At 66.4% G+C, this 24,340-nt stretch carries 17 protein-coding genes and 1 pseudogene; 9 read left to right on the forward strand and 9 right to left on the reverse strand.

The features are described from left to right. Window positions 1–178: 178 nt before the first annotated feature. The 4 genes from BT264_RS18940 to BT264_RS18955 all read left to right on the forward strand — a co-directional run bounded on the left by BT264_RS18940 (window position 179) and on the right by BT264_RS18955 (window position 5,180). Entirely contained in the window at window positions 179–964 is a 786-nt protein-coding gene (locus tag BT264_RS18940) for a PRC-barrel domain-containing protein (protein ID WP_072439656.1), read from the forward strand. Between the two features lie 106 nt (window positions 965–1,070). Further along, the gene (gene tkt, locus BT264_RS18945) at window positions 1,071–3,146 is read left to right on the forward strand and encodes a transketolase (RefSeq protein WP_072439654.1); all 2,076 of its coding nucleotides are present in this window, start codon (window positions 1,071–1,073) and stop codon (window positions 3,144–3,146) included. Between the two features lie 171 nt (window positions 3,147–3,317). Continuing rightward, on the forward strand, window positions 3,318–4,607 hold the full coding sequence (locus tag BT264_RS18950; protein ID WP_072439652.1) for a cation:proton antiporter: 1,290 nt from the start codon (window positions 3,318–3,320) through the stop codon (window positions 4,605–4,607). Window positions 4,608–5,000: 393 nt separating this feature from the next. Then, window positions 5,001–5,180 (forward strand): hypothetical protein, encoded by a 180-nt coding sequence (locus BT264_RS18955; protein WP_072439650.1) that lies wholly within the window; start codon window positions 5,001–5,003, stop codon window positions 5,178–5,180. 201 nt (window positions 5,181–5,381) lie between these two features. Here BT264_RS18955 and BT264_RS18960 read toward each other — a convergent pair whose 3' ends face one another. After that, window positions 5,382–5,528, reverse strand: coding sequence for a DUF3096 domain-containing protein (locus tag BT264_RS18960; RefSeq protein WP_072439647.1), 147 nt, complete (start codon window positions 5,526–5,528; stop codon window positions 5,382–5,384). A 163-nt stretch (window positions 5,529–5,691) separates the two neighbouring features. Next, a pseudogene (locus BT264_RS40515) lies at window positions 5,692–5,965 on the reverse strand (twin-arginine translocation pathway signal); the annotation flags it as partial. A gap of 278 nt (window positions 5,966–6,243) precedes the next feature. On the opposite strand from BT264_RS40515, the gene BT264_RS18970 reads away from it, so the two are divergent. Continuing rightward, complete coding sequence (locus BT264_RS18970; RefSeq protein WP_072439850.1) at window positions 6,244–6,420, forward strand: CsbD family protein; 177 nt, start codon at window positions 6,244–6,246, stop codon at window positions 6,418–6,420. Window positions 6,421–6,533: 113 nt separating this feature from the next. On the opposite strand, the gene BT264_RS18975 is transcribed toward BT264_RS18970, so the two are convergent. Together BT264_RS18975 and BT264_RS18980 are read right to left on the reverse strand one after the other, a co-directional pair. Next, window positions 6,534–6,869 carry a hypothetical protein gene (locus BT264_RS18975; RefSeq protein WP_072439848.1) on the reverse strand — a complete coding sequence of 112 codons (336 nt, stop codon included), beginning with the start codon at window positions 6,867–6,869 and terminating at the stop codon, window positions 6,534–6,536. Between the two features lie 72 nt (window positions 6,870–6,941). Continuing rightward, window positions 6,942–7,139, reverse strand: coding sequence for a hypothetical protein (locus BT264_RS18980; protein WP_072439645.1), 198 nt, complete (start codon window positions 7,137–7,139; stop codon window positions 6,942–6,944). Between the two features lie 263 nt (window positions 7,140–7,402). Between BT264_RS18980 and BT264_RS18985 the strand changes: the two genes are divergently transcribed. Both BT264_RS18985 and BT264_RS18990 read left to right on the forward strand, forming a co-directional pair. Then, window positions 7,403–7,675, forward strand: coding sequence for a hypothetical protein (locus tag BT264_RS18985; RefSeq protein ID WP_072439643.1), 273 nt, complete (start codon window positions 7,403–7,405; stop codon window positions 7,673–7,675). 75 nt (window positions 7,676–7,750) lie between these two features. Continuing rightward, window positions 7,751–7,930 (forward strand): hypothetical protein, encoded by a 180-nt coding sequence (locus BT264_RS18990; RefSeq protein ID WP_072439641.1) that lies wholly within the window; start codon window positions 7,751–7,753, stop codon window positions 7,928–7,930. Window positions 7,931–7,996: 66 nt separating this feature from the next. On the opposite strand, the gene BT264_RS18995 is transcribed toward BT264_RS18990, so the two are convergent. The 4 genes from BT264_RS18995 to BT264_RS40520 all read right to left on the reverse strand — a co-directional run bounded on the left by BT264_RS18995 (window position 7,997) and on the right by BT264_RS40520 (window position 18,784). Beyond that, window positions 7,997–9,178, reverse strand: coding sequence for a DesA family fatty acid desaturase (locus BT264_RS18995; RefSeq protein WP_072439639.1), 1,182 nt, complete (start codon window positions 9,176–9,178; stop codon window positions 7,997–7,999). Between the two features lie 89 nt (window positions 9,179–9,267). Further along, the gene (locus BT264_RS19000; protein WP_072439846.1) at window positions 9,268–9,486 is read right to left on the reverse strand and encodes a glycine zipper 2TM domain-containing protein; all 219 of its coding nucleotides are present in this window, start codon (window positions 9,484–9,486) and stop codon (window positions 9,268–9,270) included. Between the two features lie 161 nt (window positions 9,487–9,647). Beyond that, window positions 9,648–18,281, reverse strand: coding sequence for a GH36-type glycosyl hydrolase domain-containing protein (locus BT264_RS19005; RefSeq protein WP_072439638.1), 8,634 nt, complete (start codon window positions 18,279–18,281; stop codon window positions 9,648–9,650). A gap of 50 nt (window positions 18,282–18,331) precedes the next feature. Beyond that, window positions 18,332–18,784 carry a type II toxin-antitoxin system HicB family antitoxin gene (locus tag BT264_RS40520; protein WP_072439844.1) on the reverse strand — a complete coding sequence of 151 codons (453 nt, stop codon included), beginning with the start codon at window positions 18,782–18,784 and terminating at the stop codon, window positions 18,332–18,334. A 568-nt stretch (window positions 18,785–19,352) separates the two neighbouring features. On the opposite strand from BT264_RS40520, the gene BT264_RS19015 reads away from it, so the two are divergent. After that, window positions 19,353–20,723: an MFS transporter gene (locus tag BT264_RS19015; RefSeq protein WP_034182297.1), complete on the forward strand. Its 1,371-nt coding sequence runs from the start codon at window positions 19,353–19,355 to the stop codon at window positions 20,721–20,723. Window positions 20,724–20,742: 19 nt separating this feature from the next. On the opposite strand, the gene BT264_RS19020 is transcribed toward BT264_RS19015, so the two are convergent. After that, window positions 20,743–23,502 carry a UPF0182 family membrane protein gene (locus tag BT264_RS19020; RefSeq protein WP_072439637.1) on the reverse strand — a complete coding sequence of 920 codons (2,760 nt, stop codon included), beginning with the start codon at window positions 23,500–23,502 and terminating at the stop codon, window positions 20,743–20,745. Window positions 23,503–23,828: 326 nt separating this feature from the next. Between BT264_RS19020 and BT264_RS19025 the strand changes: the two genes are divergently transcribed. Then, window positions 23,829–24,248: a DUF1810 domain-containing protein gene (locus BT264_RS19025; protein WP_072439636.1), complete on the forward strand. Its 420-nt coding sequence runs from the start codon at window positions 23,829–23,831 to the stop codon at window positions 24,246–24,248. Window positions 24,249–24,340: the final 92 nt, after the last annotated feature.

Raw genomic sequence — 24,340 nt, forward strand, 5'->3', positions numbered from 1 at the left:
CGGTTTCGTACCGCATCGGCCGTTCGTCGCGTGTAGCGTCTCAAACATGCCGGCCGTCCGAGGGGACGCGATCGGCAGGAATCGTTCCGCATCGGCGGACGAACGGCTGGATGCCACCGCACGGCAGGCATGTCAGCAGAATCACCGACGTGCCGGGCATGGATCTGGCGAGGACATCATGTTGCGAAGCATCCGAAGGTTGCATGGAGACACGGTTCGAGCGAAGGACGGCGATATCGGGCGCATCCATCAGGCTTACTTCGACGACGACAACTGGTGCATCCGTTACCTCGTCGTCGAGACGGGGGACTGGCTGCACGACAGGCAGGTACTGATCTCGCCGTATTCCGTCACGCATGCCGATCCCGAAACGCGCACGCTATACGTCAGCCTCACGCAACAGCAGGTGAGGGACAGCCCGAATCTGGACACGCACAAGCCGGTATCGCGCCAGCACGAGATCGAGTATCTGCGGTACTACAACTACCCGACTTACTGGGGCGGCCCGAACCTTTGGGGGATGGGCGCGTACCCGGCTTTCGATCCCGCGGGGCCGTCGCAGGACCCTGAAGCAGGCGACCCGCTTTTCTCGCACACCGCGCCGGCCAGCGCACCGGCGGATACGCATCTGCGCAGCACCGGCGAGGTCGACGGATATCGGCTCGAAGCCACGGACGGGCATATCGGTCACGTGTCCGACTTCATTTACGACGATGAAGCATGGGTGATCCGCTATCTGGCGATCGACACGTCGAGCTGGTGGTCGACCGGCAAGGAAGTGCTGATCGCGACTCACTGGCTCGACCAGGTGGACTGGTCGACGAAAACGGTATCGACCACGCTCGCGCGCGATGCAATCCGCCGGAGCCCTCTATACGACGACTCGCAGCTCGTTCATCGAAGCTACGAAATCGAGTTGCACGAGTTCTACGGCAAGCACGGATATTGGAACGGAGACCGATAACGGAAACCGATAACGGAAACCGATAACGCAGCCCCGCGCAATCGGCAGCCAACGCAACCCGATCCCGTGCGGGATATGGCGTGACCGGACGCCAAGGAGCATCCGCATGACCTCAACCTGTTTCCCGTCGACCGAAGATTCGACACTCGATGCGCTCTGTGTCAATACGCTGCGCTTCCTGTCGATCGATGCCGTGCAGAAAGCGGCGAGCGGCCATCCGGGCTTGCCGCTCGGCGCCGCGCCGATGGCCTATGCGTTATGGACGCGCCATCTCAAGCATCACCCCGCCAATCCGGCATGGCTCGATCGCGATCGCTTCATCCTGTCGGCCGGACATGGTTCGATGCTGTTGTACAGCCTGCTTCACCTGACTGGCTACGATCTGGCACTCGACCAGATCGAGCACTTCCGACAATCGGGCAGCCTCACGCCCGGTCATCCGGACCGCGGCCTCACGCCGGGTGTCGAGACGACGACCGGCCCGCTCGGCCAGGGCTTCGCCAACGCCGTCGGCATGGCGATAGCGGAAGCGCAACTCGCCGCGCGCTACAACCGTCCCGGCTTCGAGATCGTGGATCACCACACCTATGCACTCGTCAGCGATGGCGACCTGATGGAAGGCGTCGCGGCGGAGGCGGCATCGCTTGCCGGCCATCTGCAGCTCGGCAAGCTGATCTGCCTGTACGACGACAATCGGGTCACGCTGTCCGCCGGCACCGCGATCACCTTTACCGAAGATCGCGCGCGGCGGTTCGACGCCTACGGCTGGCATACCGAAACGGTCGACGACGGCAACGACCTGGCCGCCATCGACGCGGCGCTGGTCAACGCACGTGCCGAGCAGTTGCGTCCATCGTTGATCCTCGTGCGCACGCATCTCGGCTATGGCTCGCCCAACCGGCAAGACACGTACCAGGCACACGGATCGCCGCTCGGCGACGCCGAGGTGCGCCTGACCAAGCACAACCTCGGCTGGCCGCCCGACCCCGCGTTTCATATCCCCGCACCGGCGCTCGCGCATTTTCGTCGCGCGCTGACGGAGGGACGAGTACGGGAAGAGCACTGGAACGCGCGGTTCGCAGCCTATGCGCGCGCGTTTCCCGAGCTGGCGGAGATGCTGCTGAATAAGGCGCGCGGCACGCTGCCCGACAGGTGGGACCGCGATATCCCGGTCTTTCCGGCCGATCCGAAAGGCATGGCGACACGGGTCGCATCCGGCAAGGTGCTGAATGCCCTCGCCTCCCGCGTACCTTCGCTGGTCGGCGGATCAGCCGATCTGAATCCATCCACTTTCACCGCACTGATCGGGCTCGGCGATTTCGAGGCCGCCGGCATGAACGCGCTTGATCGGCAAGGCTCCGAAGGCGGAGGCTGGAGCCGCAGCGGCCGCAATCTGCATTTCGGCGCGCGCGAGCATGCGATGGGCGCGATCCTGAACGGCCTGGCAACCCACGGCGGCATCCTGCCGTTCGGCGCGACCTTCCTGATCTTTTCCGACTACATGCGTCCGCCGATCCGGCTTGCCGCGTTGATGCGCCTGCAGGTGATCTATGTGTTCACGCACGACAGCCTCGCGGTCGGCGAGGACGGTGCGACGCATCAGCCGGTAGAGCAGCTCGCCGGCCTGCGCGCAATCCCGGGCCTGCTGGTGATTCGACCGGCGGATGCCAACGAGACGGCCGTCGCGTGGCGTGTGGCGCTCGAAGCCCGCGAGCGGCCGACGGCGCTGGTCCTGACTCGCCAGGACGTGCCGACCATCGATCGCCTCCGGTTCGCGCCGGCCGAAGGCTTGCAGCGCGGCGGCTACGTGCTGGCCGATGCCCCCGATGGACGCCCCACGCTGATCCTGATCGCGACGGGCTCGGAAGTCGGGCTCGCGCTGGCGGCGCACGCCGAGCTGCTCGCGCGCGGCGTGGCGGTTCGGGTCGTGTCGCTGCCCTGCTGGAGATTATTCGACGCTCAGCCGCAGCCGTATCAGGATGCCGTGCTGCCGCCGTCGGTCGGTGCGCGGCTGGCGATCGAAGCGGGCGTGTCGCAGGGCTGGCACCGCTATGTCGGCGATCGTGGCGACATGCTCGGCGTCGCATGCTTCGGTGCGTCGTCCCCGGGCGCCGAGCTGATGCGCGACTTCGGCTTCACCGTCGAGAACGTCTGCGACCGCGCGCTGAAACTGCACGCGTGATCCGCGGGCGGCCGGTGCGCATATCAGGCGCTCGGGTCGCCGCCGGCACGCACCCCTGCCAGGGACGATCGGCGCGATACTAGGCGATGAATGCGGGGGCGTGTCGACGCCACATGGCGACCTGCGCTCGACACGCGGCGAGCGCGACGTTATCCATGCAAGGGATACAACGTGACCGAAACCATCGGATGCCTCATCTTCGGAGCCCTGCTGATTTTCATGGGACTCATCGGATCGTCGCTCAAGCGCCTGCCGCTGAGCGCGGCCATGGTGTATCTCGGGATCGGCTTTCTGATCGGACCGGCCGGTACCGGTTTCCTGTCGATGACATCGCCGGATGACGTCACGCACTTGCGCATCGCCGCCGAAATCGGCTTGCTGATCTCGCTGTTCGCGATCGGCCTGAAGCTGCGTGTCCCGCCCGCCGATCCCCGCTGGATGCTGCCGCTGCGGCTCGGCGTCGTCGCGATGATCTTCACCGTCGCGTCGATCGCCGTGCTCGGCGTGCTGGTGTTGCATTTGAGTCTCGGCGTCGCGGTACTGTTGGGCGCGATGATCGCGCCGACGGACCCGGTACTTGCTCATGACGTCGGCGTGCGCGACGCGGGCGATGTCGAGCTGGTGCGTTTTTCGTTGTCCGGCGAAGGGGGGATCAACGACGGCACGGCCTACCCGTGCGCGGTGCTCGGCCTGCTTTTGTGCGGCTCCGGCACGACGTCGGAGCTTCACTGGAGCATGGTCGGCGGCATTGCATGGGGCATCGCATCCGGCGTGGGCACCGGCTGGCTGTTCGGCTTCGTCACAGCCCGGCTCGTCGCATTCCTGCGCAGTCATCACGGACAGGCCCTCGGCTTCGAAGGGTTCTTCGCGCTGGGTCTGATCATGCTGTCGTACGGCGTGACGCTCGCCATTCATGGCTACGGGTTCCTGGCCGTATTCGCCGCGGGCGTCGCGATGCGGCGCGTCGAACATCGAACGAGCGGCCGGAAGACGCCGAAGGAGACGGTCGGCGTCGTGGACAGCGAGGATGTCGAGGCCACCGCCACCGATCCCGACAAAGCCCATGCCTTCGTCGCGGAATCGGTCATGGGGTTCACGGCCGAGCTGGAACACATCGCCGAAGCCGTGCTGATCCTGCTGATCGGCGCGCTCGTCTCCCGCTATTGGGCCGATATGCTCACCTGGACGGGCGCGGCCGTGGTCGCGACACTGCTGTTCGTCATCCGGCCGGCAGCCATCCAGCTCGCGCTGATCGGCTCCCGCGCGTCGCACCGCCAGCGCCGGCTGATCAGCTGGTTCGGCATTCGCGGCGTGGGTTCCCTGTATTACCTGATGCTGGCGCTCGAGCAAGGGCCGCGTGCGGAACTGTTGCCGCTGGTTTCGTGGGTACTGGCCATCATCGCCGTGTCGATCGTGCTGCACGGCATTTCGGCAGCGCCGCTCATGCGTCGTTATGCGTGAGATCCATCGCGGGCGCAGTGGCACGATGCGTGCCTCGGTCGAACGGTTTGGCGCGATGCCCCCCCGACACGCAAGGTGCCGGGCGGCCGTCTTTCCATGAACCTGCAGCATCGATGATGTCCCGCGTCACCGCCTGCCCAGCAGCATCAGGATGAGCAACACGACCAATACCAAGGACGGACGCGGGCGTGGAGTCTGTCCGCCAACGTACCGGACGCACGCGGGCCCGCGCGGACATCGCCGCAAATCTCCTGCCTGCCGATCTGGAGTGACGCCAACCGCCACTGCACGGCATCGTACCGACTTCCCCCTTTCGCTCGCCCATTCTGTGTCGGCACGCATTCGCGGCATTGGTCGATATCGATACGCAGTACGCTCCAGTCAGGAGGATCTATGAAACATCATTCAGGCACGACACTTGATCAACGCGATCAGGCTACCCGGCAAAAGCAGCGGGAAGATCTCGCCCGCGCCGACATCGAACGGTCCGAAAAGCGCACCCGCGATGCCGCCGGCATCAACTCCAACGCGAGCAAGTGGCGTTATTCGCGTCCCGACAATCGGGCGAGATAAGCGGCGCGCGCAACGCGCCTCACGGCCTCCACGAGGCCAGGCCGGCGTTCAGCCGCCATATCGCGAACCGTGCGTGGCCAGTGGGCTAGCTCGTCACGTTGTGCAGCACGTTGCCGCCCGCCACTCGACCTGTCAACGGGCCGATGATCGCGGGTGCTGCGTGCAATGTTCGCCACCCTGCTTTTTCGTGAGGGGCCCGGTTCAGTGGAGATGTCCTCCGAACAGCCCGAGCAACCCGATGACGATCAGGTAGATCGCAACGATGTAATTCAACAGACGTGGCACCACCAGAATCAGAATGCCGGCAATCAGCGAAACCAGCGGGCCCGCGCTCGTGAGAATGTTCATACGCCCTCCGCAAGATTGAAAACAACACACGAATACAAAACCGCCCGGCCTCCGCCGCTGATTACAGCGACCTGAGCCGGGTGACCTTCGTGCCTTCGAGCGTCACGCCGGCCATTCACCCGTTGTGCGTCAGCCCGATCGAACCGGTCGTGGTGCTGTCTTACCCCACGGTACTGCCGCCGACGCGCAGCGAGCCTTCACCCTACCGGCCGCCGACGAAAAAACCGGCTGCGATGACTGATGGGAATACCAGCACGTTGCGTGCCTTGCCGGCGAGTTCGCACGAGTCTTTGGCTGTCGTGTAAGGCGAGCAAGGGTCGATGCGACGCCTGCATCAATGGTGCGACGTTTGTCGATCTGGTGGCCACGAGCGTCGGATGCGTCGCCGGTCAGACCGATAGCCAGGAACGATCCCGGCGTACATCCCATAGAAATATTCGTCACACCATGATTCGCCCCGGGTGGCTCGTGAATACCCTGATGCCGTACATAGGCGAATACGGGACGAAAGCGTACCAAGCGTGTAAAAAAGACAATATGGACAACCCATCTTCGCGGCGATTCGCGTACGGCATCGTACCGACTTCCGTCACGATGGCGCGCAGGGTGTCTTCGGGCACCCTGCTTCTCCGGCGCTAAAGCGCCCGATACGAAGCTTCGATGGTTCCGGGTTTCGTACCGGTGAAACAGGCGACCAATGTCAAGGAGCAGTGTCATGAACAGGGATCAGGTGAGAGGCCGCATCGCGGAAGCAAAAGGCAAACTGAGGGAAGTGGTCGGCAAGGTCATGGGAAATCGAGTGACCAGAATGCAGGGCAAGGTCCAGCAGGTCGTCGGAAAGACACAAGCGTCGTTCGGCGACGCGAAAGAGCAATTCAAGAAGCGGCCGTAGGGTGTTGGCGCGAACCGCTCCGAAGCGCCGCTCGATCGAGCAAGGTGCCGCGGACTCGCCGGGTGTCGATGACGCACGTACGCATCCGGCGAGATCCGTTTCCCAGCCGACCGTCACGATCCTTCAGTGGGTCGGGTATCGTCGCTGTGCGCGGCGGCAAGTGGTTTGTGCTGCTCTGCTCCCACGCCGGGAAAGAACGCATCCCACGCATCTCGGACACCTTTCGCTGCGGTCGCATCCGCGGCAATCGTCTCCTGGTCGCCCGACTTGGCCGGATCGGAGCGCAAGCCTCGCCAATGCGTAAAGGTGAGCACCGGCTTTTCCGTCCATTCGCCGGCGCCAAACTTCGCAAATGCCGTGTCTCCGCTCACCAGCCGCACCTCATACCATCCGTCGCGAACAGGCGCATATCGGTTCAGCGTAAACCATCGTGTAGATTGGATTTTCATCATTGCCTCACTTGTCCATGGAGCGTTGTACGCGACAAAACTCCCGTCTCGTCCGGTCGACGCGCGCGCTTCTTAATAATCGGCGCACCGATTCAGCCACAGCCGGCCTGCGGCCGTCATATTGATCGAACCGCCGGTGCGCGACTCGTATGCGAGCCCGTGATTCAACAGTTCATTGGCTATGGCGCGTGGTATATCGGCTTGGGAATCCGGAATTCGATCAAGCGATTTGAGGGTCTCGACGACCTCGGGTGAAAGTGGGATGCACATGGCGGCCTCCTCGGTATCGAGTTCATCTTGAACCGGACGACACGCGCGGGTCTGTACGGTATCGACTATTTGGAAGTCGCACTCTTCAGAAACCGCATTGCAGCCGGGCGATTTTCCCGCATCGCAAATATGATTCGGTATCCGATGTTTTTATTGCGTAACCGGTATCGGACGCGCACACTACAGATACATGCCCGTTTTTTTCGAAGCATCGGCGCCCTTGAATCCTTCGGCGCCAACGATTGCTCTGTCAGGAGCACATCATGACCATCCCCACTCTCGAATATCGCGGACGTGAACTCCGTGTCTATTCGCAAATCCTGTTCCCGCCGTTCGGCGATCCCCACGCCCCCGGTCCGAAGCGCTTCGGTTCGATCGTGCGCATCGATACGATCCCGGCGACCTCGGCAACGGCGCCGCGTTACTCGACCATTTTCGAGCATGGCGCTCCGCAGACGGCGGGGCTGGCACTCGACCTGGCGATGCAATTCGGCAAGGACATCGTGGATGGCAAGATCGCTCCCGCAGCGATCTGATTCGTCCGCCGCATCCGGCTCGACGCCGCGTCTCGCGACGCGAGCACACCTAGCACACCTCACTCCGGAGGATCCATGAAATATCATTCAGGCACCTCGATCGATCGGCGCGATGACGCGACCCGGCAAAAGCAGCGGGACGATCTGGCCCGTGCCGACGTCGAACGCGCCGAGAAGCGCATCCGCCAGAATGCCGGCATCAATTCCAACGCGAGCAAGTGGCGTTATTCGCGTCCCGACAATCGGGCGAGATGAGCGGCAGATGCGCACCGCGCACTGTTGCACGTCGGTCGCGCATGGCAGGCCACCGGCGTGCCGGGATCACGCATACCGGCGCAGGCGCATCGAGAAATCGGCGATCGCCTTGATGCCGCTCTGCTCCGCGCAACGGCACCAATCCTGCAACTGAACCAGCAATTGCTCGTGCGATGCGTGCGACCACGTCCATAGCTCGAGCAATGTCTCGTACATATCCACGTACACGCGTATTCGCCGGTTGGCACTGGTGCTCGTCAGCGCACGCAGATCGGGCTTGTCCCGATGGCCCCAGGCCTGGCGCAGCCAGCGTTTCATGCCGAGCGCAAACGCGCGCTTGTCATCGCGGCTCATGTCCTTGATGCGGCGCAGCTCCCGCCGGCAGGCGGGTTCGAGCATGCGCGCATAGGCGGCCATCACCGCATGCCGGTTGCGGATGACCGCTTGCAGCGTGGCGTCGTCGGGCACTGCCTTGTTCGGGAGCAGCCGCGGCTTCGTCGCGACTCGCCGAATCGTCGCCAGTCTCAACGCCGCCAGAAGGAGGATGTACAGCCAGCCGATGTCGAACTCGAACCAGCGGTTCGACAGCCTGGCGGACGTCACGTATGCGTGGTGATTGTTATGCAGCTCTTCTCCGCCGATCAGGATGCCCAGCGGGAACAGGTTGGTGCTCGCATCGGACGTCGCGAAATTCCGATAACCGCTGAAATGGCCGCAACCATTGACCACGCCGCCGGCCCAGAACGGAATCCATATCATCTGGATCGCCCACGCCGCGACGCCGGGCAACCCGAACAGCGCGACGTCGATCACGGCCAGCAGCCCGACGCCGAGATTCGGATAGCGGGCATAGACATGGCGTTCCAGCCAGTCGTCCGGCGTGCCCGATCCGTATCGGCGCAGCGTTTCCTCGTTCCGCACTTCCGCACGGTACAGTTCCGCGCCGCGAAGCAGCACGGTCGCGAGGCCACGGGTTCGCGGGCTATGCGGATCTTCCGGGGTCTCGCTCCTCGCGTGATGCTTGCGATGCACCGCGACCCACTGCGTGGTCAGCATGCCGGTCGTCAACCACAGCCAGAACCGGAAGAAGTGACTGACGCCCGGGTGCAGATCGAGCGCCCGGTGCGCCTGACAGCGGTGCAGGTACACGGTCACGCTGATGATGGTGACATGCGTGAGCGCGAGCACGACCCACGCAAGCTGCCACCAGGACAGCCTCAGCTCACCGTTCAGGAGAAATGCCGACATACCGGTCGCACTCCCGGGTCACGCTCGTATCCGCACGCGCTTCGTCGTGACGGCGCGTGCGCGTGCCGATTCCCTGCCCTTCGGCCGGCCTATTTCCCGACCTGATTGCCGACCACCCCGCCGACGGCCGCGCCGCCAACCGTGCCCAACGCACTGCCGCCCGTCAGGACCGCACCGGCGACGCCGCCGACACCCGCCCCGATCACCGTATCCGTTCCGCGGCGAGACATACCGCCGCAACCTGCCAGCACGACAATCGCCATCGTGACTATCGCCATCTCGACTGCCACTGAATGTAGCTTTCTCATGATCATCTCCTCGGGTTGCCGCTGCGCCGTCCGATCCGGCCCGACGCATGGAAGCCCATGCGCTGACGTCTCGATGGAATTCGAAACATCGGTTCATGATCGGACGTAATTCGCGCGCAGTCCGTCCGCTAACGTACCGGCCCGAGCGCCAACCTGCCGCCTCACAGCAGCACCGCCTGTGCGGCCCCCAGCGTCACGACCACGCTGTGACGCCGACCGTCGTCCACGAGCCGCACTGCCGCTTCGCCGGCGGCGAGCCGCGCGCCATCCACGACGAGACGGGACACGCCGCTGCTGACGTTGCCCGGATTCTCGACGACGATGTCGTAGTGCGACGCCCCATGGCGCAACGTTGCCCTGAAGCCCGGCCAGGATCGCGGGATGCACGGTTGAATGGATAGCCTGTCGCCATGCCTGCGCAGGCCGAGCAGGCCTTCGACGCCCGCGCGATACAGCCAGCCTGCCGAACCGGTGTACCAGGTCCATCCGCCGCGACCGACATGCGGCGCGACCGAATAGACGTCCGCGGCGGCCACGTACGGCTCCACCCGATAGCGATTCGCGCCGCTGCGCGTGCGGCTGCGATTGACCGGATTGAGCATCGCGAACAGATTCGCGGCGCGATCGCCGTCGCCCATTTGCGCGAACGCAAGCACCGACCACGTGGCGGCATGCGTGTACTGGCCGCCGTTTTCCCGGATGCCCGGCGGATAGCCCTTGATATAGCCGGGATCGACCGGCGAACGATCGAACGGCGGCGCGAACAGCAACGCCAGGCCATCGTCGCGGCGGATCAGCCGCGCTTCCAGCGCGTCCATCGCCTGCGCGGCGCGCGCCGGGTCCGCCGCGCCCGACAGCACGCTCCACGACTGCGCGATCGCGTCGATCGAACATTCGGCGCTGCCGGCCGAGCCGAGCGGCGTACCGTCGTCGAAGTAGCCGCGCCGATACCACTCGCCATCCCATCCCGCATCGGCGAGCGCATCGCGCAACGCGCCGGCGCGCGTCAGCCAGCGCGCCGCCAGTTCGCCCAAGCCGCGCGCCGTGGCGAGCGGGGCGAACGCCGTGAGCGTTGCATGCAGGAACCACCCGAGCCAGACGCTTTCGCCCCGCCCGGCCTCGCCGACCCGGTTCATGCCGTCGTTCCAGTCTCCCGTGCCGATCAACGGCAGGCCATGCTCGCCGACATGCGCGAGGCTGGACTCCAGCCCGCGCGCGCAATGCTCGAACAGCGACGCGCTCGTTTCCGAGATGCGCGGGACGAAGAACGCGTCCTGCTCGTCGGCGGCCAGCGGTCGCCCGTCGATGAACGGGATCGACGCATCGAGAATCGCCCGGTCGCCGCTGACGTCGACGTAGTGCGCGACCGCATGGGCGAGCCAGACGCGATCGTCGGAGATCCGCGTGCGTACGCCGCTGCCGCTTTCCGGCAGCCACCAGTGCTGCATGTCGCCGTCCGGAAACTGGCGCGCCGCCGCCCGCAGCAGATGCTCGCGCGTCAGCGCCGGACGGGCGGCCGCGAGCGCCATGCCGTCCTGCAGCTGGTCGCGAAAGCCGTACGCGCCGCTGGCCTGATAGAAGCCCGCGCGCGCCCAGATCCGGCTCGACAGCGTCTGGTACAGCAGCCAGCGGTTCAGCATCAGATCCATCGCGCGGTCCGGCGTCTCGACCTGGAGCGCGCCGAGCGTCTCGTCCCAGAACGCCGTCACGGCAGCGAATATCGCATCGAGATCCGCCTGACGGTAATGCTCGATCAACTGTCGCGCCGCCGCAGCATCGGCGCCTTCGCCGAGCAGCAAGACGATTTCGACGCTATCGCCGGGTTCGAGATCGACCGTGGTCTGCAACGCGGCACACGGGTCGAGCCCGGCGCCGACGCGGCCCGACAGCGGCGACGCGCCGACGCGGCCCGGGAAACCGGCGGGATCGCCCAGGACGCCATTGCGGCCGATGAACTCGCGCCGGTCCGCGCTCCAGGAAGTTTGCAGGCCGCACAGATCGGCGAACGCCACCCTGCCGCGATACGCCTGGCTCCAGTCGTTGCGGGCAAACAGCGCGCCGGTGGGCGGATCGATCTCGCTCGCGGTGTGCGGCGCCGCGACGCTGCGCGACGCGCCCAGCGCCCACTCCGCATAGGTCGCGACAGACAGCCGGCGGGGCCGGTCCGACAGGTTGCGCAAGGTCAGGCGGGAAATCTTGACGGGATCGGCCAGCGGCACGAACTGCAGCAATTCGACGGCGACCTCGGCGGCGGTATGCGCAAACCGGCTGTAGCCCTGGCCGTGACTCGCCACGAACGGGGTCGCACCCGGCACATCGTCGCCGATCGAGTTCGCCTGCGGCCCCCAGCGCATGCCGGTTTCGTCGTCGCGGACATAGAACACCTCGCCGGGCGGATCGGTGACCGGGTCGTTCGACCACGGCGTCAGCGGATGCTCGCGGCTGTTCGTCACCCAGGTATAGCCGCCCCCTTCCGCCGAGCTCAGGAAGCCGCACGACGGGTTCGCGACGACGTTGACCCACGGCATCGGCGTGCATTGACCGGGCTGCAGGATCACGACGTATTCGCGCCCGCCGCGCGCGAAACCGCCGATGCCGTTGAAGTATTCGAGACCGGCGCCGGCCTGCGCCCCCTTCGGCGGCAGTAACGCGGGCGGCGGCAGCGACGGGCGCGCGGCATCCGCGCGGGCGGGCAGCGGTGAACCCGCGAGCCGTCGCAACTGGTCCACCAGCCGGCCGTTGCGCGCGGCGAGCACGGCTCGCGCGACCGACGGAAACAGCGCGCGCGCCGCCGCCGCCATCAGGTCGTCGCGCAGCACGAAAATACTGCCGCGCCCGGCTTCGCCCGGCTGCTGCCGGGCCCGCACCAACCCCTCGAGCGCCGCCTGCAAATCCTGAACATACGACGACGCGCGCTGGTTGACGATGACCAGGTCGACCTCGAGCCGCTTCGTCCGCCAATACTCGTGCGCGCGGATCAGCTGCCGCACCATGGCGATGTGCTCGATGTCGTCGATCCGCACCAGCAGGATCGGCAGATCCCCCGATACGCCATGCGTCCATAGCGGCGACGCGCCCACGCCGCCCGCCGCCGACACCGCCGCCGCATGGCGCAGCAGTGCGGCGGAACCCGGCCGCATCGACGCATCGCTGTAGAGCATGTATCCGGCCAGCTGCTGGAACAACGCGGCCTCGTCGAGGCTCACCGCGCTATGCCGCAATTGCACCTGCGCCTGGGTCCACGCGAGCATCGCCGCACGCGCGAACGATTCGCCGTCGCGATGCTTGTCGACCAGGTCGAGCAGCTGCGCGCGCGAATCCGCGACGATGGTCCAGTAGACGACGCTCGCCTTCGCGCCCGGCTCGATGCGCAGACGCCGCCGCAACGTGAACGCCGCGTCCAGCACCGCGCCTTCGCAAGCGCCCAGCGCACGCCGTTCGGTCAGCGCAAGCGGCAGTCGAACGCCGCGTCCGCGCCCGATGAAGCGCAATCGATCGGTGTCGAATTCTTCCGCGCCGACGGTTTCGCCGGAAGTCACCGCCAGATGGGCGGCCCAGACCTCCGCCTCGTTCGGCGCGCGCTTGCGCCGCGTCGCCAGAATCGCGCCGGACGCCGGCACGTACTCGGTCTCGATGAACAGTTTCGAGAACGCGGGATGGGCGTGATCGGCGGCGGGCGGCGCGAGCACGATTTCCGCGTAGGACGTGAATTCGATCACGCGGGCCCGGGCGCCCGCATTGGCCACCGACACCCGCCGCACCTCCGCGTCGTCCTCGGCGGACACCACCACCTCGAGCGACGTCGTCAAGGTGCCGTCGCGACGAACGAACTCGGCGCGATCCTCGGTAAACGTCACTTCGTAGCTGTCCGGCACCACGCCGGTGGGCTGCCATGCGGCCGACCAGACGTCGCCGCTGTCGACGTCGCGCAGATACAGGTAGCTGCCCCAATCGTCGCGCGTCGCGTCTTCCCGCCAACGCGTGACGGCCAGATCGTCGCGGCGGCTGTAGCCGGAACCCGCGGCCGTGAGCATCACGGCGTAGCGGCCGTTGGACAGCAGATGCGTGACGGGCGCGGGATCGTCCGCCGACAGCACGCGCCGCGCGACGCCGGCATCGATGCCGTGCATCCTGCCGGCCGGGCTCGCGTCGGCCCGCGGCCGCCCGGCCGCGACCCGGCCCGGTACCCGCTCCTGCAACAGCAGCTCGGTGGCGCGGACGGCCGGCTCGCCGTGGAAGAACGCGCGAATGCGCCCGCCCAGCAGCGCATTGGCGATCGACACGATCGACATGCCCTGGTGATGCGCCATGAACGCCCGCACGATGGCCACCGGCATGCCTTCCGGCACGCGCGCGGGCGTGTAGTCGAGCGCTTCGTAGAAGCCGAAGCGCCCGCACGCGCCGGCCGCGCGCAGCCGCTCGAAGTTGCTCGCGGCGGCGTCCGGCGCGACCATCGCCGCGAGCGCGGTCGCATAGGGCGCGACCACCAGATTCTGGTCGAGATCGCGCTTGAGCCCCAACTCCGGTACGCCGAAGCTCGAATACTGATAGGTCAGCTCGATATCGCGCGTGTTGTACGCCGATTCCGACATGCCCCACGGCAGGCGCAGCCCGTCGCCATAGGCGATCTGCCGACGCACCACCAGGTGATTGGTACGCGCGAGCAGGCTGCTGTCCGGCGCGCGCATCACCAGCGACGGCATCAGGTATTCGAACATCGATCCCGACCACGAGATCAGCGCCGCGCCGTGCCCGATCGGCGTCGCCAGGCGGCCGAGCCGGAACCAGTGCCGCGCCGGGACATCGCCCTTCGCGATCGCGACGAAACTCGCCAGGCGGGCCTCCGACGCCAGCAGATCGTAGTTGCCCGGATCGAGCCGTCCGTCGGCCACCGCATAGCCGATCGACAGCAGATTCCGCACCGGGTCGAGCAGAAAGCCGAACTCCATCGCATAGGCCATCTGCAACGCGGTATCGGCCAGCGCATGAAGACGCTTGTTCAGCACGTCCGCTTCGTCCGGCGTGCGCGTCGCGTCGCGGCAATGCCCTTGCACCGCGTGCTCCAGCGCCTGCGCCCAGAACAGCACGTCGTCGACGTCGCCGCCCCGCACCCGGCCGACCTCGTCCATCAGCGCGCGCGCGACATCGGCGACCGTCGCGGCGAGGATCGTGATCGCAGGCCATTCCGTCGCGGCGCGGCCGTCCGCTGCACCGTCGTCTCCGGCCGGTGCGGCGAGCGTCTCCTCCAGCTCGGTCGCGGCCCGCTCGAATTCGCCGTGCAAGGCCGTCCGGGCGTCGCCATCCCGACACACGGCCCTGCGCAACAGCGCCAGCGTATCGCCGACTCCTTCGTGCGCGGCCTGCCGCCCCACGCCGGCGGGCTGATTCGCCCACGCGCGGCAACCGTTGCCGAGCGCGATCAGGTGGCCGGCGAGATTGCCGCTGTCGACCGACGACACGTACCGCGGCTCGAGCGGCCGCAGGTCGCGGGTGTCGTACCAGTTATAGAAATGGCCGCGATAGCGCGACATCAGCCGCATCGTCGCGAGGGTCGCCTCCAGCCGCGACACCGCGTCCAGCGTGCCGAGCCAGCCGAACTCGCGGGCGCTGACGGCGGACAGCAGGTACAGCCCGATATTGGTGGGCGAAGTCCGGTGCGCGCCAACGGGCTTCGGGTCCTCCTGGAAATTGTCCAGCGGCAGCATCTGATCGTCGGCCGTCACGAAGGTCTCGAAATAGCGCCAGGTCCGGCGCGCGTCGCGCCGCAGCTGGCGCGCATCGTGCGGCGCCACCGCCAGCTCGCCCGCCGGCCGCGGCGCGCGACTCAGCCAGTAGGCGATCGCGGGCGCCGCGAACCAGACCAGCGCGAACGGAGCGGCCAGCCAGCCCGCATGACGATCGAAGCGCCAGCCCGCCAGCAGGTTGGCGGCCGCGGCAAGCAGCGCGAGCGTCACGCCGCCGCGCATTTGCAGATAGGTGAGCGCCAGGGTCCGCCGGTCGCGCGCGCCGGCTTCGGCCGCCGTGGTCCATTCGAGCAGATGGCGACGGCTGATCCCCACGCGAAACAGCGTGCGCGCGATCGCGTCGCCCATCGACCATGCCTGCTGCGGCAGCATGACGATCGACAGGCCGAACCGCGTCAACGCGAACTGCAGCTCCGTCGACCACGCATGGAGCACGCTGCGCGTGGTCATCTTGACGTGCGTGCGCCGCCAGCGCGGCACCAGCCCGCTCAAGACGGGCAACAGGAACGGCAGCGCGATCGTCACCAGCACGAACGCGCTCCACGCGAGCGACACGGGCAGCGGCAGCATCCATCCGGCCAGCAGCGCGACCAGCATGGCGGGCGCTGTGAGCGTGCGGCGCAGGTTGTCCAGCATCTTCCAGCGGCCGACCGCCGTCAGCGGTTCGCGGCCGAAAATCAACCACGGCAGGAGTTGCCAGTCGCCGCGCGCCCATCGGTGCAGGCGTCCCGCCGCGACGTCGTAGCGGGACGGCGATGCTTCGACGACCTCGATATCCGACGCCAGCCCGGCCCGCGCGAATATGCCTTCGAACAGATCGTGACTGAGCACCGTGTTCTCCGGCACGCGGCCGGCGAGCACCGCCTCGAACGCATCGACGTCGTAGATGCCCTTGCCCGCATACGAGCCTTCGTCGAACAGGTCCTGATAGACATCCGATACGGCCGACACGTAAGGATCGATGCCGTGCGCGCTCGACGACACGCGCTGGAACAGCGAGCCCTCGTCGCCGCTCGCGAGGGACGACGTCACGCGCGGCTGGAGCACGCCGTAGCCCTCGACGATGCGACGGCTCGCCGAGTCGAATACCGGCCGGTTGAGCGGGTGCGCCATCTTGCCGACCAGGCGGCGCACGGTATCGCGCAGCAGCCGCGTATCGGCATCGAGCGTGATCACGTAGCGCACGTCCGGCGGCACGTGCGGCGGCCGGCCTTCCGGCGCGATGAACGACGTGTCGGACGCCCCGCGCAGCAACCGGTTCAGCTCGTGCAGCTTGCCGCGCTTGCGCTCCCAGCCCATCCAGCACCGTTCGCCGTCGTTCCACACGCGCTTGCGGTGCAGCAGCAGAAAACGCTCGCCTTCGCCCGGCGCCGCCGGATAGAGGCCATTCAACCGGTCGATGCCCGCCGCCGCGGATGCCAGCAGCCCGTCGTCGCTGTCGGCGTGCGGAGTGGGCGCGTCCACCCAGTCGGAGAGCAATGCGAAGTACAGCGCGCCGTTGGGGCTCGCCAGATGATGAATTTCCAGTTGCTCGATCTGCTCGGCGAGCGCCGCTTCCGTCGTCAGCAGCACCGGCACGGCGACCATCGTGCGCAGGCCCGGCGGGATGCCGTCGAGCAACGCGAGGCCGGGCAGGATGTTCGCGCCGACATCGCGCATCACGCTGCGATTGACGAGCGCGAGCGCGGCATCGAGCGCGGGCAGCAGGCCGGCCAGGCCGAGCCAGATCAGCCAGTGGCCGGGCGGTTCGACGCGCGCGAGCCACGCCATCATGCCTGCCAGCAGCAGTGCGGCGATCAGCCCGGTACGGCCGAGATAACCGCCGAGACCGGCGTGGCGGGTCAGGCGCCGCAACCACAGCGCAACAGGCGGCCGATAGCCGATCTCCGCTTCGAGCGCGGCGCGGCCGTCGGCCAGCAGGTAGTAACCGGGGTCGGTCTCGCGGCCCGGTACCGCGCCGGCGGCCGGTGCGCGGGCTGCCGCATCGGCGACGACGCGCCGCGCAATCTCGAGCTCGCTGACCGGCGCGCCGCGGGCAAGCGCTTCGACCGCGTCGCGATACAGGTTGCGCGTGGGGAAATCCATCTCCGCGAAGCCCGGGTGGCTGCGCAGCACCTGATCGACCAGACTGATGCGCTCGAACAGATCGGTCCAGTCCACCTCCGAAATCAGCCGCATGCTGGTGATCACGTTGCGCACGGTCAGGCTGGCGGCGCCCTGCTGATGGTTGACGGACGCAACGATCTGGTCCGGCGTCGCGCCGCGCGCCGCCAGGTGCCGATGCAGCCACGCCAGTGCCGGCGCGACGGCCGGATCGGGATCATGCAGCCGCTGAATCAGCTGCACCGCGAACGTATCGTGCAATACGGCCTGCTCATAACGGGCGACGAGCGGCGCCGTCTCCACCCGCGCCTGCCCGCCTTCGCCGAGCAGGCGATCCGCGAGCGCGTCGGCGTCGAGCCGCGCGCGCCGGTCGTCGATGATCTGATCCGCGAGCCGCCGCAGGTTTTCGATCAGCACGATCCGCAGCGTGATCGCCACCGCCCACAGTTCGCCGATCGTCAGCGGTTCCACGGCCTGATAGGCAAGCATGAAACGGCATAGCGCATCGGGATCGAAACGGCTGTCGGTATGGGCGACGAATGACCAGTTGATCCCGAACACGCGCGGATAACCGGCGAACGGGCCGTTGCTCAGTTTGGGCAGTTGCCGGTAATAGCGAGGGGAAAGATCGTCGCGGATCTGCCGCACCTGTTCCGCGACAAGATAGTAGTTGTCGAGCAGCCACTCCGCCGCGGGCGTGATTTCTTCTCCGCGCGCGTCCGCGGCCACCGTGTTCCGGTAGGCCTTCAGCAGATGATCCGCGTTGTCCTTCAGCCGTGCGGCCAGCGAGGGGCCCGACGCCGCACCGGTCAACACCTTCTGCGCGCGAGCCAGGCTGCCCGCATGCTGCGCGAGTCGCTCGTCGCCGAAGAACTCCTCGCGAATCGGCCGGGCATTGCTCCATGGCGAGGTCCGGCGTCGCGAAACGCGCGCAACATGAATCTTCAAGAGACGTCCTCCCAGATGGCCGCACCGCTCGGCCACGCGCGCCCGGGCCGTCAAACCGCTTCCGACAGCGATGTCGCGACGGGTTCGCCACGCAACCCGCCGTGCTGCGCGGACCGGTCGGCGGCGTGCTCGCACGCCATCGACACGAACGCATCGCGTGTCGTATGCAGCGCGCCCGCCGTCCGATCGATGTCGTGCACGATGCGCTTCGGCAGGCACAGCTCGATCCGCACGGAACTCGACGTCATCCGGGTCAGGTCGATGTCGAAGAAGCGCCAGATCCCGTCGCCGGCATCGACCGCCGACGCCTGCAATACGGACATGTCCGTGGTCGGCGGCGGAACGAGACGCGCGGACCGGTCATAAAGGGCCATGACCCGTTGCGCGACGGCCGCCTGCAACTCGCCATACGAGTCGCCCTCCACATCGACTTCGGGAAAATCCTGAAGCGCGCCGCGATAGCGGGGATTCCCGTGCCGCGTGATATAGATCGGATATTTCATGGACCGCTCCAGACAGAAGAATGCGCCGAACGTCATCGTGCATCGCGACGGCCCGATGAGTCGGTACGCTGAAGAACAGTCTTCGGGGCAGGTTTCGTGGTGACTTGCCCGCCGCGCACGCACCGGGTCGCCGGATGCCGCGCGATCCGCGCGTGGCAAGCGCAACACGCCCGATCCACGTACGGCACCGTACCGATGATTTGCACGGCGATCGAGCACGTTGCTCGCATCAGGCGCGCCGGCCTCGTCCGTTGCCAGCACGCCCGGGACGCCCCGGATGCGGCGCGCTCCATCGAAGCGGAGCGTCACCGTGAATCCCGTCACACTCGTTCGATCTGCCGCGCTCATCCTCGCGGCATTCTCCGTCGGCGCGTGGGGCTGCCTGTGTCTCGCGGCCCCAACGCGTCATCGACGCGGTCCTCGTCGCGCTCGTGCTGTCCATGCGGGTCGCCAACGTCCGGCATAAGTTCGCAATCCTTCGGATTGGCAAGATGCAGAGCGACTTGCCGGAACCTATCGCGGGGCGTATGGTTTATTTCTCTGTCGCCCTTTTCCGGGAGATATCAAAATGGCTGCCATGCAATCCGCGGCCACGCCCCTCTCCGACGAGGAAGCCCGGCGCCAGTTGCGCCGCGCCGTCATAGCCAGCACGATCGGCACCACGATCGAATGGTATGACTTTTTCCTCTACAGCACGGTCACCGGCCTGGTCTTCGCAAAGCTGTATTTCCCGCAGTCCCATCCTCTCGTCGGCACGCTGCAGGCGTTCCTGATCTATGCCGTCGGCTTTGTCGCGCGACCGGTCGGCGCCGCGATCTTCGGCCACTACGGCGACCGCATCGGACGCAAGGCCACCCTGATCGTGACCCTGCTGCTGATGGGGCTCGCCACGTTCGCCGTGGCCTTCGTCCCGACCTACGCGACGATCGGCATCTGGGGCGCCGTTCTCCTCACGGTGCTGCGCTTCATTCAGGGCGTCGGCGTCGGCGGCGAATGGGGCGGCTCGGTCCTGATGTCGATGGAGTGGGCGCGCACCAATGCGCATCGCGGCTTCGTCGCGTCGTGGCCGCAGTTCGGCGTGCCGGCGGGATTGTTCCTCGCCAACCTCGCCGTGCTCGCCATGAGCTGGTTGTCCGGCAGCAGTTTCCTCGCGTGGGGCTGGCGCGTGCCGTTTTTCCTCAGCATCCTGCTGGTCGCGATCGGGCTCTATATCCGCCTGAATATTCTCGAGACGCCGATCTTCGCGAAGCTGCTGGCCGAGCGCCGGATCGAGAAGACGCCGATGCTCGAAGTGCTGCGCAAGCAGCCGAGGGATATCGTGCTGTCGGCGTTTGCGCGGATGGCCGAGCAGGCGCCGTTCTATATCTTTACGGCGTTCGTGTTCACTTACGGGATCACGGCACTCGGCGTCACGCGCGAACTGCTGCTGACGGCGGTGCTGGTTGCATCCGTGGTCGAATTCGTCACCATCCCGCTGTTCGGGCACGTGTCGGATCTGATCGGGCGGCGGCGGATGTACATGATCGGTGCGGCTGCCGTCGGTGTGTTCGGATTCCTCTACTTCGCGATGGTCGACAGCCGGAATCCGGTATGGATCTTCGCGGCCATCGTGCTGTCGCTGGTCCCGCATTCGATGATGTACGGGCCGCAGGCTGCGTTGATTGCCGAGTCGTTTACCGGGCGGTTGCGATACAGCGGTGCGTCGATGGGTTATCAGCTCGCTTCGGTCATCGCAGGCGGCCCGGCACCGCTGATCGCGACGGCGCTGTTTGCCTACTACCACTCGGGGTATGCGATCGCGGTGTACGTGCTGGTATGTGCGGTGCTGAGCCTGGTCGCCGCATCGAAGCTCGGGGACTACACGAACAAGGATATTTCGCGGGAATACGACGAGGCGCGGGATCTGGGGGATCATGGGCACGCGCCGCCGGTGACCTGACGGCTCGGCCGCGCGCCAATCACTTCTTGTTGTCCGCGCGAACGGCGCCCAGCGCTTCGAGCAACGGCCGGAGCGCATCGAGTTCCGCGCCGAAGCCGGCCCAGTCCCCCGCCTTCATCCGCTCGATCGCGCGGTCGTAATGGGCCAGCGCTTCGCGGGCGCGCGCATCCGCCGCGCCGCGGGCCGGCGCCGCCACCGGCCCCGGCCCCGTCTCCTTGAAGAGCGCTGCGAGTGCTTCGCTCAGGTTTTCCTCCATCACGACGCGATCGCCGTAGGCCGCGATCACCCGCTTCAGCTCCGGCAATTGACCCGACGCCGCGCGCAGATAAAGCGGCGACACGTAAAGTATCGAGTTCTCGATCGGCACGACCACGAGATGGCCGCGGATCACGCGCGAGCCCATCTGGTTCCACAGCGAGATCTGCTGCGAGATGTCCGTGCTCTGCTGGATGCGCGCCTCGATCTGGTACGGCCCGTAGATCAGCTTGTCCTTGGGGAACGCGTAGACGATCAGCTTGCCGTACCCGGGCGGATCGCAACGCGCGGCCAGCCACGCGATCATGTTCTCGCGCTGGCTCGGCACCATCGGCAGCATCAGTACGAAGCCGGCCTGCGCATCGCCGGGCAGTCTCATGATCGTGTAGTACGGCGCCATCTGCGCGTTCGCTGCGTCGCCCCCGTCGATATCGCCCAGCGCGCGAGGAAACTGCCAGAGGTCCTCGCGGTTATAGAACACTTCCGGCGCATCCATGTGATAAGCGCGGTAGAGGTTCGCCTGGATCAGGAACAGATCCTCGGGGTAGCGGATATGCCGTCGAAGATCCGGCGGCATCGCGTCGAGCGGCTTGAACATGCCGGGGAAGATGCGCGCGTAAGTCCGAACCAGCGGATCGGAAGGATCGCTGACGTAGAAGTCGACCGTGCCGTTGTACGCGTCGACCACCACCTTGACCGCGTTGCGAATGTAGTTGGCGCCGTCGCCGACACCGGGCGGCGCATACGGAAACCAGCGGCTGGTCGTATAGGCGTCCTGCATCCAGAACAGGCGTCCGTTGCTTGCCACGACATACGGGTCGTGGTCGAGCGCGAGAAACGGCGCAATCGTGCGTATCCGGTCCCGGATGTTGCGGTGAAACAGGATCCTGCTGTCGTCCGTGATGTAGTGCGTCAGCAGGATGTTGGGATCGCCGAACTGCCATGCGAAGAGGCTGCGCCGCGCCGCGCCGCCGATCGCGACACCGTCGCGCCCGCTGTAGGACGTGTAGACGTTGCTGTCGCCCTTCGGGTAGTCGAATTCGGGCACGCTGCCCTTCACGATCACATAACCCTGCCCGCCTTCGCCGAAGTAGATGCGCGGTTCGTGGATCGCCGGCCCGCCGTCCGCGGCAGGCGGAATGTCGCGCAGATACAGCGACGGCAGGCCTTCCGTGGATTTCTCGGTGACCGGCGACATCACGACGCCGTTGCCGTGGGTAAACAGCAGATGCAGGTTCACCCACGTTCGGGCGTTCTCCGGCAGCATCGTCTGCTCCAGTTCGCGCGCCGACAGCATGACCTGCCGGTAGCCGGAGTCGAGCCGGTAGCGATCGATATCCACGGAGAAGAACTTGTAGTAAGTCCTGATCTCCTGCAACTGCGCATAGGTATCCATCAGCGGCTGCACATCCCACAGGCGGATGTTGTCGACGGTCGCGCGATTGGCCTGCAGCGCCGCGAGATTCAGGCCCTGCCCCGCCGCAAACGGCTTGACCTCGATCTGCGCGAGACCGTAAGCCTGCCTCGTCAACGCGATGTTGTGCTGGATATAGGGCGTCTCGAGCTGCAGCTCGCTCGGCTTGACGTAGAAGCGCTGGAACAGCGCGGGATAGACGATACCGAGCGCAAACGAAGTGCCGAACACCAGCAGCACCGCAGCGGCCGGCAGCCGATAGCCGGGCCGGCGCAGGTTGACCAGCATCGCAACGGCCGACGCAACGGCGAGGCCGACGAGCAGCCACAGCACCGGCAGCATCACGTGGACATCCGTATAGCCGGCGCCAACCACGACACCGTTGTTGTCGTAGAGCAGCAGAAAGCGTTCGAGCCACCAGGACCAGGCTTTCAGCAGGAAGAACAGCGCCAGCAGCGCCGAACCGTGAACGGCGGCAGCCGACGAAAGCCCCTTCCGCGGGCGCAGCATGATGTCGCCGCGCAGCCAGTAGACGCTGGCCGCGACGATCGCGCAGCAGACGACCACTTGCAGCAGCAGGTTCTTCAGCCCGATCCAGACGGGCAGCGCGAACAGATAGAAGCCGATGTCCTTGCCGAAGATCGGATCGCGCGCGCCGAACGGCACCCGATGCAGAAAGCGCAGCGCGACATCCCAACTCGACATCGCACCGGCGGCGATCGCAAGCCCGAGGAAGACGGCACCCGCGGCGATGACCGCGCGCCATGGAACGCGCGATGCGACCTCCGCTGCGAGCGCTCGAAGGACATCCTCCGCACGCGTCGACGAAGCTTCCTCTACCTGCCAGACATCGACGGACCTTGCAAAACGATGCGCGAGCAACCCCGACGCGCCGATCGCGGCCGCCGACACGGCGAGCACCGCGACAAACAGCAGCACCCTCGCGGACAGGATCGTCCAGAAGACGCCGGCATAGCCGATCGACGAGAACCAGAGCCAGTCGACCAGGATACCGGTGATGCGCCCGATGACGATCAGGCACGCGACGACGACCGCAGCCATGATCCCATAGCGCCTCAGGCGCGAGACGGACGTTGCTTGCGAGCGCATCGAGGCTCCTTTGCCGGGCCGTCATGCGAGGCCGGCTGCGGCCGGATCGGGGTGTGCCGCCGATCCGTCGGTCGGGATCGCGGCCGGCCGCATGTCTGAATGCTACGCCGGTTGCCGGCACGTCGCCATCCAACGGCATGCGCGACGTCACTTGCGGGCGATCGATCGCAGTGCACTGCACTGCAGCAAATCCGATCGCTCCCACTCGCGGGACGCGATGCGAAGCCGGGTGAGCACACGGTCAACGGGGCGTTTGCACACCATCCGGGTCACGCTCACAATGAGCGCTCGGGCGGCTTGCCGCTCCGGAACGGACGGAGGGCGAAATGGACGATCCCCATGATCTTCAGCGCTTTGTCGACGCACAGGATCCGGTGTATGCGCAGGTATGTGACGAGCTGAAGAACGGACACAAGCGAAGCCACTGGATGTGGTTCGTGTTTCCGCAGATCGAAGGGCTTGGCGACAGCGCGATGGCGCAACGGTATGCGATCACGACACTGGCCGAAGCCGTCGCGTATCTTCAGCATCCGCTGCTCGGCGAAAGGCTGCGGGAATGCACGCGGCTGGTCAATCAGGTCGAAGGCAGTTCGATCCAGACGATTTTCGGGTATCCGGATTACCTGAAATTCCGGTCGTCGGTCACGTTGTTCGCGCATGCGACTGCCGATAACGCGGTGTTCGTGGAGGCGCTCGAGAAATATTTCGGCGGTGAGGCCGATCACAGCACGCTCGCGAGAATCTAGGCGGTGTCGGGCCGAATAAACCTCCACGCCACGACGGGTCGTTGGTCTTCCGCCCGTGTGTATCCGTTGAGGAGATTCGGTATTTCCCGATG

This window comes from Burkholderia sp. NFPP32, from assembly GCF_900119325.1.
In the GTDB taxonomy this organism is placed as follows: Bacteria; Pseudomonadota; Gammaproteobacteria; order Burkholderiales; family Burkholderiaceae; genus Burkholderia; species Burkholderia pyrrocinia_C.